We start from the raw sequence: 12,060 nt of genomic DNA, 5'->3' as shown, positions 1-12,060 counted from the left end.
GGAGGGACAGAATGGGCAGTCGGATGCGGCACGGACTGCCGCTTTGGACAAAAAGTCCGGCGCGCGACCGGCGCGGCAATCGGGCCATTGCCCCGCCAGCGTCTGCCCAACAGAATCACTCGGGTTAGCCGCACGCGCCGCGACGCCGGTCAGGGGCTGGTAAATTCAGTTTACCACGGCTGCGAATCGTGCCTACTCTGAAGCCCGCCCGGCGCAGGATCAGGCGCTGGCACAGCAAGGAAACCCAAGCAGGAATCATGGCCAAGCGATTGATATTATGTAACTGTTCCGGATCCCAGGCGCTTGACGCCGGGGCGATCGAACAGGCGACGGGGCTCAGCTGTTCACAGGTGCATTCGGGGCTCTGCACCACCCAGACCGACCGCGCCGCCGAGGAAATCGGCGCCGGTGACGCCATCATCTGCTGCGCTCAGGAGCGCCGGATATTCGAGGAACTGGCCGCCGAAATCGACGCCCCGGCACCCGGATTCACCGACCTGCGCGACCGCGCGGGGTGGTCCGATGATCCGCGCCCGAAACTACCCAAAATGGCCGCACTGCTGGCCGAGGCCACCCTGCCCGCCGCATCCGGGAAGTCGCTCGATGTGATCTCGGAGGGGCTTTGCCTGATCATCGGCGCGTCGGATGTGGCGCTGGAGGCGGCCACGCGGCTGGCCCCGATCCTTGGCGTGACGGTGCTGCTGACCGATGCGCAAGACCCGCCCGAGACCCGCGATTTCGACACGATCCGCGGGCGGGTGAAGCGGGCCGAGGGCGCGCTTGGCCAGTTCCGCCTGACCATCGACGCGCTGCAACAGGTGGACCCGGCAGGGCGCGGCGCATTGAGCTGGGGCGCGCCGCGCGACGGGGCGCAGACCGATTGCGACGTGATCCTTGACCTGAGCGGCGAGACGCCGCTTTTCCCGGCGCCCCAAAAGCGCGAAGGCTATCTGCGCGCCGATCCCGGCAGCCTGCCAGCGGTGGCCGATGCGGTGCTCGAGGCGTCGCAAATGATCGGCACCTTTGAAAAGCCGCTTTACGTGGCGCTGGAGCCGCTGCTCTGCGCCCATTCGCGCGCCGGCAAGACCGGCTGCACCAACTGCCTTGATGTCTGCCCCACCGGCGCGATCAGCCCGGCGGGCGAGCATGTGGATATCGACCCGATGGTCTGCGCGGGCTGCGGGGCCTGCGCGGCGCTGTGCCCGTCGGGCGCGATCACCTATGACGCGCCGCCCACCGACATGATCTTCCGGCGCATCCAGACGCTGGCTTCGGCCTATCGCAAGGCCGGGGGCGCGGCGCCGCGCCTGCTGGTCACCGACCGCGATTTCGGGGCCGAGATGGTCCGCCTTGCGGCGCGCCACGGGCGCGGCCTGCCCGCCGACGTTATCCCGTTGGACGTCAGCGCGCTTTCGGGTTTCGGCCATGCCGAGATGCTGGCAGCGCTGGCGTCGGGCTTTGCGGATGTGACGATCCTGTTCTCTCCGACCACCGAGCGCGATGCGCTCGACCGCGAGATCCCGCTGGCGCAAGCCATTGCCGGAGAAGGGAAAATCGCCACGCTCGACATTAATGACCCGGATGCTCTTTGCGCGGCGCTTTACGATCCCGCCGCGCTGCCTGCGCCGGTGGATGACCCGGTTCTGCCGATGGGCAGCCGCCGCCAGGTCGCGCGCCTGTCGGCCAAGGCGATGAATCCGCCCGATGCGATGTTGCCCCTGCCCGAGGATGCCCCCTATGGCGCGGTGCTGGTCGATACCGATGCCTGCACGCTTTGCCTGAGCTGCGTGTCGCTCTGCCCCTCGGGTGCGCTGGTCGAAAATCCCGACATGCCCCAGCTGCGTTTCCAGGAGGATGCCTGCCTGCAATGCGGGCTCTGCGCCAATGTCTGCCCCGAGGACGCGATCAGTTACGAGCCGCGCCTGAACCTTGCGGACAGCGCCATGAGCCAGGTCGTGCTGCACGAGGAGGAGCCATTCGCCTGTATCGAATGCGGCGCCCTGTTCGGCGTGAAATCCACGGTCGAGCGGATCACCGAGAAACTGGCCGGCAAACACGCCATGTTCGCCAGTGGCGACGCCGCGCGGATGATCCAGATGTGCGACAATTGCCGCGTGAAGGCGCAGTTCCATTCACAGGACAACCCCTTTGCCGCCGGGGAACGCCCTCAGGTGCGCACCACGGACGATTATTTCAGCAAGCGCCGGGATCACTGATGCCGGATCGGCGCGCCCAGATCGGCCGGCGTCATGGTGGCGACATAGGCCATGATCGCCTCGAGATCATCGAGGCTCATCTCGACCGGAATGATCGGCGGCGGGCGCTCGATGTGGAAGGGCGGCGTGACGTCCTCGACCTGCGTAAAGGACGGATGCGGGTTGAGCGCATAGAAAGCCTCGAACCGCCGCGCCCAGTCCTTCATCGCGCGCAGCATGAAAAAGGACGGGGTGGAGCCGATATCGTTCATGCGGGTCTCTTCCGAGACCACATGGCAGCGCCCGCACAGATCGTTCGAAAGGGTCTTGCCCAGCGCTGCATCCCCCGCAAAGGTCGGCGCGACCTGTGCCGCCCTGGCGCGCTCGGGCGGGCCAAAGGGGGACTGCCCGTCCACCTCGTAGGCGGCGACCGTGCGCTGGCCGATATCGGACAACAGCCAGTCGGCGAACCGAGCCGCGCCCGCATGGCCGCTGTCATGCGATATCATCCGCCATGTGGCTTGCGGCCCCACGAACACCGCGCGCCCCGTGCCCCCCGCCTCAAGGCTCAGTTCGGCCTCGGCGCCTTCGGGGACCAGATCGACCCCCACCCCGGTCTTGAGAGAGAAGCGCGGCAGCACATATGTCATGAGACCGCTGTCGCGCAGCGCCTGTGGCACCCCCAGGCGCAACCTCTCCGCCTTGGCCACACCCGGCAGGGCGAGGACAACGCAGGCCGCCAGCATGCAAGCCGCGCTGAGGGCGCGAAAGGCACGGCGATGGATTGAAACGATGCGGCGCATGGCCCAAGGGTAAAGAGACCCGGCACATCGCGTCAACGATCTTGAAACGAAGGGAGACCGACATGAGCGACGATATCAGCGATTTCAACATGTCCATGCGCAAGTTCCTCAAGCAGGTGGGCGTCACCTCGCAACAGGCGATCGAGGAAGGGCTGCGCAATGCCGGCGACCTCGAGGGGCGCAGCTTCAAGGCCCGGATGGTCCTGACGGTCGAGGGGCTGGACATTGAACATGAAGTGACCGGCACCATCAAGGGACAGGACTGAACGTGGCATTGACAAGGGATAGCGTCCTCGCGGCGCTCAAGAAGGTCAGCGATCCGCTCAGCGGGTCGGATATCGTTTCGGCCGGCATCACGCGGGGCCTGAATGTCGAGGGCGGCGCGGTGCGCTTCGTTCTCGAGATCGACCCGGCAAAGGCGGACACCTACGAGCCCGTGCGCGCCGCCGCCGAAGCGGCGGTGACGGCGCTGGACGGCGTGAGCGAGGTCTCGGCGGTGCTGACCGCCCATAGCGCCAAGGCGCCGCCCGACCTCAAGGCGCAGCGCAAGACCGAACCCCAGGGCCCCGAGCGCGTGCCCGGCGTGAACCACATCATCGCCATCGCCAGCGGCAAGGGCGGGGTCGGTAAATCCACCGTCTCGGCCAACCTCGCCTGCGCGTTAGCCGCCGAAGGGCGGCGCGTGGGGCTGCTCGATGCCGATGTCTACGGGCCAAGCCAGCCCAGGATGCTGGGCGTGTCGGGCCGCCCCGCCAGCCCCGACGGCAAGACCATCCTGCCGATGCGCAATCACGGCGTCACCATGATGTCGATCGGACTGATGACCAACGACGATCAGGCGGTGGTCTGGCGCGGGCCGATGTTGATGGGGGCGCTGCAACAGATGCTGATGCAGGTGCAATGGGGGGCGCTTGACGTGTTGCTGGTGGATCTGCCGCCCGGCACCGGCGACGTGTCGATGACGCTGGCGCAAAAGACGGTGGTGGACGGGGCGATCATCGTCTCGACCCCGCAGGATGTCGCGCTGCTGGATGCGCGCAAGGGGATCGACATGTTCAACCAGCTCAAGGTGCCGGTGCTGGGCATGATCGAGAACATGTCCACCCATATCTGCAGCCAGTGCGGCCATGAGGAACATGTCTTCGGCCATGGCGGGGTCAAGGCGGAGTGCAAGAAGATGGGCGTTCCCCTGATGGCCGAAATACCGCTGCATATCGACATCCGCACCGCCTCGGATGGCGGTGCGCCGATCGTGGTCTCCAAACCCGACGCGCCCCAGGCGCAGGCCTTCCGCGACGTGGCCCGCGCGCTGGTGGCGCAGGGCGTGGCATGAGGGGCGCGCCATGAGCACCCCCGCCTTCCCGCCGCTGATGTCGGGCCATCCGGTGGATGCCGGGATCGACCCGTTCGACAAGGCCTGCGCCATGGCGGCGCTTGGCTGCGATGCGGGGCTGATCGTCCATAACGTCGCGGCAAACCGGCTGGCGGCAGCGCTGGTCATGGCCCCCGAAGTGCCGCTGGAACAGGCGATGGCCATGCTGCCCGCCTGCGCCCTGGGATTCCAGAACGCGCTCGGCGCGCTTGGCCCGCCGGAAGTGGCGGTGCACTTGGAATGGGCCGGCGGGCTGCAGGTGAACGGCGCGGCCTGCGGGCGCCTGCGCGCCATGGCGGCCCATGCCCGCCCCGACGCGCTGCCCGGCTGGCTGGTGGTGGGGCTTGAACTGCCACTGCTGGCGGCGGGGGCGCATGACGGCGGCACACAGCCCGACACCACCGCGCTTTACGACGAGGGCTGCGCCGATGTGGACGCGACCGAACTGCTCGAAGCCTGGTCGCGCCACACGCTCCACTGGATCACCCGCTGGGAAGACGAAGGGCCGCGCGCCCTTCACGCGCAATGGCGCGGCCTTGCGAAAGGGATCGGCGAGCCGGTGACGCAGGGCGGACTCACGGGCACGTTCCTTGGCATCGACGAAAATTTCGGCATGCTCCTGCGCGACGAGGATGCCAAGACCCATCTCGTGGCACTGAGCACGATACTGGAGCAGGACAAATGAAACTGGCGCGTGCAATCCATTTCGACGAAAGCGACCTGCGGGTCTATGCCAACCCGGCGCGCACGGGTGAATGGTGCATCTCGGGCGGATTCGAATTCTCGGACTGGACCGAGGCCGACCTCAGCGGCAAACAGCGCCAGGCCTTCGCCAATGGCTGGCTTGGGCTCGAGACATCGGGCCGCGTGACCTTCGTCGCCGTCACCACCGTCGAACCCGCCGAGCGCGACGCGCTCACCCAGACGCTGGCTCAGCATTTCGTCGATCTTTACGGCGCCCCCGACATCGCCGCCGCCCTACCCGTCGCCGAGGCCGAAATCGCACATATGATCGAACTCTGCGAAGATCACGCCCCCAACACCCTGCTGACCGTGGCGCGCGAACTGACCGACGCGGGCGTGCGCGAGAGCTTTCGCGTGATCGAGGCGCAGGAGGCCGGGCTGGAACAATTCGCGATCCACGCCACGCCCGACGAATAAGCGCCGCGTCCGGCCTGACCGTCGGATTTGAGTATTTTTTGCAAGATGAAGCCCCGGATACGCCCCGCCCTTCATCTTGCGACAAATACTCCGGGGGTGAATTGGCCAAAGGCCAAGAGGGGGCCGCGCCCCCTTTTGCAAAGAATAAAGCGCGCCGCAGGCGCTCATTTGGATCACAGCGACCTGAGTACCGCGCCGGGATTCATGATGCCCAAAGGGTCAAGCGCCGATTTGATCGCGCGCATCGCCCAGAGCTTGGCCGGATCGCCATAGCGTTCGAGATCCCCGACCTTGAGCCGCCCGATCCCGTGTTCGGCGCTGACCGAGCCGCCCATCTCGTGAACCAGGTCATGCACGCAGCGCTTGATCGCGTCGCGCGCGTCGAGATGGTCGTCGCGCCGCTGGCCTTGGGCGGGAAAGACGTTGTAGTGCAGGTTGCCGTCCCCCAGATGCCCGAAACAGTTGATGCGGAATGCGCCGAGGCGCGCGATATGGTCAGGCGCGCGGGCAATGAAATCGGGGATCGCCTCGAGCGGCAGCGAGATGTCATGCGAGCTCAACGCCCCGATCAGCCGGTTGGCCTCGGGGATCTGTTCGCGCACCTCCCAGAATTCATGGCGCTGCGCCTCGCTCTGGGCGATCAAGCCGTCGCTGACCAGCCCCGCCTCGAGCCCTTCGGCAAAGAGCGTCTCGAGCGCCGCGGCGGGGTCCAGCCCGCGCGCCAGCCCGATATCGACCAGCACGAACCATTCGGGTGTTCTTACAAAGGGCTGGCGGATATCCGGCAGGGTCTCGGCCAGGAAATCGAGCCCGGCGCGGTGGATGAGTTCAAAGGCGCTCACCCCCTCGCCCAGATGGTCGCGCGCCAGCGACAGCAGATCAAGCGCCGCGGCCGGGTTTTCGACCACCATCAGTGCCGTGCCTTCACCCGCGGGCCGGGGCGCAAGGCGCAAGGTGGCAGCGGTGATCACCCCCAGCGTGCCTTCGGCGCCGATCAGAAGGTCCTTGAGGTCATAGCCGGTGTTGTCCTTGCGCAACCGCTTGAGCCCGTGCCAGATCTGCCCGTCGGGCAGCACCGCCTCGAGCCCCAGGCACAGCTCGCGCGCATTGCCGTAGCGCAGCACGTTCACGCCCCCTGCATTGGTCGCAAGCAAGCCACCGATCCGCGCGCTGCCCTTGGCGGCGATGCTGAGCGGAAAGAGGCGCCCGGCACGGGCGGCGGCGTCATGGACATCCGAGAGGATCGCGCCCGCTTCGACCAGCATCAGGTTCTCGCGCGCATGGATCGCGCGCACGGCGCGCATCCGCTCAAGGCTCAGCAGCACCGGCGCGGGGCCGTCGGGCGCGATCTGCCCCCCCACCAGCCCCGTGCCCCCGCCATAGGGCACCACCGGCACGCGCGCCGCCGCTGCGGCGCGGATCACCGCCGAGACCTGCGCGGTATCCTGCGGCGCCACCACCACGCCCGCCTGCCCCTGCCAGCGGCCACGCGGCTCTTCAAGGTAATGCGGTGCGGTCTCGCGAATTGCGCTTTCGGGAAGCACCGCCTGAAGGTCGGCGATGAAGGCGGGGGTAACGGGATTGAGGCTCATGGGGCTTTGCTACCATGTGGCGCGGCGCAGTCCAGTTCTTCCTGCCGAACAAAGCGCTGCACGCCGCGCTATTCGTCCTCGCGCAGATAGGCCGGGCGGAGCACCATGATCGTAGGCCGGTCAGGCAGGCTGCGCAGCGAGACGGTGATTTCATGCGCGCCGGTGTCAACGACGTCGAACGCATCCTCCATCCCCGCAAGAAAGCGCCCCAGCGAGCCATCGGCGAACCAGTGCATCGGAATCACGATCCGCGCCTTGGTGCGGCGCAGCACGTTCATCATGTTCTCGAGCGGCAGCGTCAGCCCGCCATCGACCGGCGCCATCACCACATCCATCCGTCCCAGCGCGGCATATTGCTCATCGCTCGGCTCGTGATGGAGATGGCCCAGATGGGCGATGCACAGGCCCGCCGCCTCGAAGACGAAGATCGAGTTGCCGTTGGTTTCCACCGTGCCTCCCCAGCTTCGGATATCGGTGGGCACATTGCGCACCAGCATGGACCCGAGATCGACGTGATGGTCCACCCCCTCGCCGAATTCGCCCCAACCGGGCAGGACATTGGGGATCAACGGGTCCGGATTGGCGGTCCAATGGGTCGAATGGGCATGGTTCATGGTCACGACATCGGGGATGAAATCGACATTGCCGACAAAGCCGGTGAAATCGGTGACCGCCGACAGCCCGTCCTCGGTCTGGATCAGAAAGGAGGCATGCGCGATATAGCGCAGGCGCACCGAATGATCCGGCACCGGGTCACGAAAGCTGGCCTTTTGGAGATAGGCCATCCCCGGCGTGGTCTGTGCAATGGCAATGCAATGGCTCGGGCGGCGATCCTGCTGCGCGAGGACGGGCGCGCCGAGACAGATCTGCGCGAAGACAAGAGCGAAGACGAAACGGATCATGATTGCAACCTCCCCTGAGCCTGCAAGGAAGATAGCACGGATTGGCGTTTCGTCAGCCCGTTGCCGTACGCCCGCGCCGGTCCCGCCTCAGGGATGCATAAAGAACATGCGTTCGCCAGCGTCCGTTGATCTGAAGATAGCTTTGCGCGACGCCTTCGTATTTGAAGCCGCATTTTTCCAGCAGCCCGCGTGACGCCTGATTCTCGGGCAGGCAGGCGGCTTCGATCCGGCTGAGGTCGAGCCGTTCGAAGGCGTGGTGCACCACGGCGAGGATCGCCTCGCGCATATAGCCCTGACGCGCAAAGGCCGCACCCGTCCAATAGCCCAGCGTCCCGGCCTGCGCGGGGCCGCGGCGGATATTGTCGAGCGTGATCGCCCCGACCAGCATGTTATCGTCGCGCCGGATCAGGAACAGCGGCAGCGCGGTGCATTGCGTGATCGAACGCTGCGCCCAGTAGACACGGTTGGAAAACGCCTTGCGCGCCAGGTGATCCTCGGCCCAGGTGGGCTCCCACGGGATCAGGAAAGCGGCGCTTTCCTCGCGCAGGGCGGACCATTCGCGGTAATCGGTCAGCACCGGCTGGCGCAGGGTAAGACGCTCGGTCTCGATCCTGACTTTCCGGCGCGGGATGAACATCACGCGGCGCGCCTGTCCTGTAGCGCCTCCAGGCTGGGCGCGGCTTCGACCGGACCGTAAAGCGCCATCGCGACGGGGGCGGTGCTGATGGTGCGCTCGGCGAGCGCGCGCACATCCGACAAGGTCACGGCGTCGATGCGCCCGATCACCTCGTCGAGCGGCGGAATCCGGCCCCAGATCTGGAGCATCCGCGCCAGCCGTTCGGCCCGGTTCGAGGGGCTTTCAAGCCCCATCAGCAGCCCCGCCTTCATCTGCGCGCGGGCGCGTTCGATCTCGTCGGGCCTGAAATCCCCGGCGGCGCGTTTCATCTCGTCGATGGTGATCTGCGCCAGATTGGCCATCTCGTCGCGCGACGTGCCCGCATAGATCGTCATCATGCCGGTATCGGCATAGGCCCCGGCCTGCGCGAAGATCGTATAGCAAAGCCCGCGCCTTTCGCGGATTTCCTGAAACAGCCGCGAGGACATCGACCCGCCCAGCGCCGAAGCATAGATCTGCGCGGCATAGATATCTGGATGCGCGTAATCCGGCCCCTCGAAGGCCAGCGCGAAATGCGCCTGCTCCAGCTCCTTGACCCGGCGGCTTTCGCCCCCGGCGAAGCGCGCGGTATCGGGCACATAGGGCGCCTTGGGCGTCATGTCGCCGAAAAGCCGCTCGGCGGCGCGCACCAGCGCATCGTGATCCACAGCGCCGGCAGCGGCCAGCACCATCTGGCCGGGGCCGTAATGTTCCTTGACGAACCCTTCCAGATCATCGCGCGAGAAGGCGCCGACGCGCTCCTCGGGGCCAAGGATCGTGCGCCCGAGCGGATGATCGGGATAGGCCTTTTCCTGAAGCCAGTCGAAGATGATATCGTCAGGCGTATCCAGCGCCTGGCCGATCTCCTGCAGGATCACGCCGCGCTCGACCTCGATCTCGCGACCCTCGAAGACCGGGTTGCGCAGGATATCGGCCACAACATCCAGCGCCAGCGGCACGTCGTCCTTGAGAACCCGCGCGTAATAGGCGGTGACTTCGCGGCTGGTATAGGCGTTGATATAGCCGCCCACATCCTCGATCGCCTCGGCAATGGCCAGCGCGCTGCGCGTCTTGGTGCCCTTGAAGGCCATGTGTTCCAGGAAATGCGCGATGCCATTCTGTTCGGCGCGTTCGTGGCGCGCCCCGGCATTCACCCAGATGCCGATGGCGGCGGATTCCAGGCTCGGCATATGTTCGGTGACGATGCGAAACCCGTTATCGAGCGTGGTCAGATTGACGGTCAATGCCCGGTCCGTTCCTTGATCAGTGTTTCAATCGCGCCAAGATCGTTGGCGACCCCGGTCACGCGTTCGGACCGCTCATACAGGTCCGACATGCGCTCGGGCAAGGGGGGATGAACGCCGCTGGCCTCTTCGACAGCAGCCGGAAACTTGGCCGGGTGCGCGGTGGCCAGCGTAATCATGGGCGTCCCTTCGACGCGCTTCTCGTCGGCGACCTTCACGCCGACGGCGCTGTGCGGGCACAAAAGCTCGCCACTGCCGGCATGGACGCGGCGGATCGTGGCGCTTGTCTCGTCCTCGTCGCAGCGCCCCGAATCGAACGCCTCGCGCAGCGCCTCAAGCGCGCCCTGGCTGACCGTGAAGCCGCCAGCCTGAAGCTCGTCCATCAATTGCGCGACGGCCGCGCCATCCTGATCATAGGCATAAAACAATGCGCGCTCGAAATTCGAGCTGACCTGAATATCCATGGACGGGCTGATCGAGGGGATCACCCCGTCGGGGTGGTATTCGCCCGCGCTCAGGCAGCGGTGCAGGATGTCGTTCTGGTTGGTGGCCACCACCAGCCGGTCAATCGGCAGCCCCATGCGCCGCGCGATGTAACCGGCGAAGATGTCGCCGAAATTGCCGGTCGGCACGGTAAAGCTGACCTTGCGATGGGGCGCGCCAAGGCTGACTGCGGAGGTGAAGTAATAGACCACCTGCGCCAGCACCCGCGCCCAGTTGATCGAGTTGACCCCCGCCAGCCCGACCGCGTCGCGAAACTGAAAATCGTTGAACATGTCCTTCACGCGGGCCTGGGCATCATCGAAATGCCCGTCGATGGCAAGCGCGTGAACATTGGATTCGCTGGGCGTGGTCATCTGGCGGCGCTGCACCTCGCTGACCCGGCCTTGCGGGAACAGGATGAACACATCCACCGCATCCAGCCCGCGAAACGCCTCGATCGCGGCGCTGCCGGTGTCGCCGCTGGTGGCGCCCACGATACAGACCCGCTGGCCGTTTCGCTTGAGCGCGGCCTCGAACAGCTGGCCAATGAGCTGCATGGCGAAATCCTTGAACGCCAGCGTCGGGCCGTGAAACAGCTCGAGCAGGAAATGCCCGCTGTCCAGTTCCTTGAGCGGCGCGCGCGCCAGATGGCCAAAGCCCGCATAGGCGCGCGCGATGATGCCGTGGAATTCCGCGTCGGTGAACGTATCGCCGATAAAGGGACGCATCACCCGGAACGCCGCCTCTTCGTAGCTCACGCCCTCAAGTGCTGCGATATCGGCGGTGCTCATCTGCGGGATGGTTTCGGGCAGGTAAAGCCCGCCATCGCGCGCCAGCCCGGTCAGCATCGCCTCTTCAAAGTTCAGAACGGGCGCTTGCCCACGGGTCGAGATATATCTCATGCGGTGTCGCCTTTCGCTGTCTTGCGCGTGCGCCAAAGGAAATAGCCGGTCATAGCGGCCCAGATCGCCGCCAGCGAAAACCAGGTGATCGCGTATTCCAGGTGATCGTTCGGGATGCCGCGCGTGTCCACCGGCAAGGGCGTCACCGGGGCGCCGGAAAACGACGTCTCGCGCGCCACGACCAGAACCGGATCGGTCGCGAGCGCGCTGGCCATCTGGTCAAGATCGCGGGCGAACCACATGTTTTGCGCCACGTCATTGACGGGTGTCGCGCTGTTGCGGTCATCCGGCCAGTGCAGGTTGCCGGTGATCGTCACCTCGCCCTCGGGTGGCGCGGGAATATCCTCGCCGGTCTTGACGAAGCCCCGATCCACAAGGATACGCCGCCCGCCCATGTCGAGCGGCGAAATCACGCGGTAGCCCGCGCCCACCTGTTTCTGGCTGACCAGGACGCGCAGCGCCTGTGCCCCCATCTGCCCGGTAATCTGCACCGGCAGGTAGCGGTCGTTTTCGGGGTCGGGCGTTTGCGGCAGGGCGACGGGATCGGCGCCGATGCGGGCCTCGATATCGGCCAGAACGCCCTCTTTCCAGGCGAGGCGCTGCATCTGCCAGGTGCCAAGGCCGATCAGGATGGCCACACCGACCAGACCGAAGATCAGGGGAACGAGGTAACGTGCCAATCCGGGGCGCTCCGTTGGAATAGGAAAAGCGCGCGAGACCCGCGCGCTTTGTGTTCTTGCGTCTTGGGGGC

General features: G+C 66.2%; 12 protein-coding genes. 5 read left to right on the top strand and 7 right to left on the bottom strand.

Features of this window, described 5'->3' with window-relative positions; translation table 11 throughout:
- The first annotated feature begins 257 nt into the window (after positions 1-257).
- Positions 258-2,216 carry a 4Fe-4S binding protein gene (locus LCF60_RS08900; protein WP_292291223.1) on the top strand — a complete coding sequence of 653 codons (1,959 nt, stop codon included), beginning with the start codon at positions 258-260 and terminating at the stop codon, positions 2,214-2,216.
- Here LCF60_RS08900 and LCF60_RS08895 read toward each other — a convergent pair.
- A complete protein-coding gene (locus LCF60_RS08895; RefSeq protein WP_292291221.1) occupies positions 2,210-2,998 on the bottom strand; it encodes a hypothetical protein in 789 nt (262 codons plus the stop codon). The two genes, LCF60_RS08900 and LCF60_RS08895, sit on opposite strands and share 7 nt — an antisense overlap.
- A 62-nt stretch (positions 2,999-3,060) precedes the next feature.
- On the opposite strand from LCF60_RS08895, the gene LCF60_RS08890 reads away from it, so the two are divergent.
- Genes LCF60_RS08890 through LCF60_RS08875 form a run of 4 tightly spaced genes read left to right on the top strand, consistent with a single transcriptional unit; the run spans position 3,061 to position 5,531 of the window.
- Positions 3,061-3,264: a DUF6494 family protein gene (locus LCF60_RS08890; RefSeq protein WP_292291219.1), complete on the top strand. Its 204-nt coding sequence runs from the start codon at positions 3,061-3,063 to the stop codon at positions 3,262-3,264.
- Between the two features lie 2 nt (positions 3,265-3,266).
- Positions 3,267-4,331 (top strand): Mrp/NBP35 family ATP-binding protein, encoded by a 1,065-nt coding sequence (locus LCF60_RS08885; protein WP_292291217.1) that lies wholly within the window; start codon positions 3,267-3,269, stop codon positions 4,329-4,331.
- A gap of 10 nt (positions 4,332-4,341) precedes the next feature.
- On the top strand, positions 4,342-5,055 hold the full coding sequence (locus LCF60_RS08880) for a biotin/lipoate--protein ligase family protein (RefSeq protein WP_292291215.1): 714 nt from the start codon (positions 4,342-4,344) through the stop codon (positions 5,053-5,055).
- Positions 5,052-5,531, top strand: a complete 480-nt coding sequence (locus LCF60_RS08875; protein ID WP_292291213.1) for a DUF6505 family protein — start codon at positions 5,052-5,054, stop codon at positions 5,529-5,531. The genes LCF60_RS08880 and LCF60_RS08875 overlap by 4 nt, the downstream gene beginning before the upstream one ends.
- Positions 5,532-5,704: 173 nt before the next feature.
- Here the strand turns inward: LCF60_RS08875 and LCF60_RS08870 are convergent, their stop codons facing one another.
- From LCF60_RS08870 to LCF60_RS08845, 6 genes are all read right to left on the bottom strand, one after another.
- Positions 5,705-7,123: an FAD-binding oxidoreductase gene (locus LCF60_RS08870; RefSeq protein ID WP_292291211.1), complete on the bottom strand. Its 1,419-nt coding sequence runs from the start codon at positions 7,121-7,123 to the stop codon at positions 5,705-5,707.
- Positions 7,124-7,191: 68 nt separating this feature from the next.
- Positions 7,192-8,025, bottom strand: a complete 834-nt coding sequence (locus LCF60_RS08865) for an MBL fold metallo-hydrolase (protein WP_292291209.1) — start codon at positions 8,023-8,025, stop codon at positions 7,192-7,194.
- A 52-nt stretch (positions 8,026-8,077) separates the two neighbouring features.
- Entirely contained in the window at positions 8,078-8,662 is a 585-nt protein-coding gene (locus LCF60_RS08860) for a GNAT family protein (RefSeq protein ID WP_292291208.1), read from the bottom strand.
- Complete coding sequence (locus LCF60_RS08855) at positions 8,662-9,924, bottom strand: pitrilysin family protein (RefSeq protein ID WP_292291207.1); 1,263 nt, start codon at positions 9,922-9,924, stop codon at positions 8,662-8,664. Before LCF60_RS08855 ends, LCF60_RS08860 begins: the two co-directional genes overlap by 1 nt.
- Positions 9,921-11,309, bottom strand: a complete 1,389-nt coding sequence (gene thrC / locus LCF60_RS08850; protein WP_292291205.1) for a threonine synthase — start codon at positions 11,307-11,309, stop codon at positions 9,921-9,923. Before thrC ends, LCF60_RS08855 begins: the two co-directional genes overlap by 4 nt.
- Positions 11,306-11,989, bottom strand: a complete 684-nt coding sequence (locus LCF60_RS08845; RefSeq protein WP_292291204.1) for an SURF1 family protein — start codon at positions 11,987-11,989, stop codon at positions 11,306-11,308. The genes thrC and LCF60_RS08845 overlap by 4 nt, the downstream gene beginning before the upstream one ends.
- Positions 11,990-12,060: the final 71 nt, after the last annotated feature.

The sequence above is a fragment of the Marivita sp. genome (genome assembly GCF_020055635.1).
Lineage (GTDB): Bacteria > Pseudomonadota > Alphaproteobacteria > Rhodobacterales > Rhodobacteraceae > Marivita.
The sequence above is the reverse complement of the archived record's forward strand: the minus strand, read 5'-3'. Positions and strand labels throughout refer to the sequence as shown.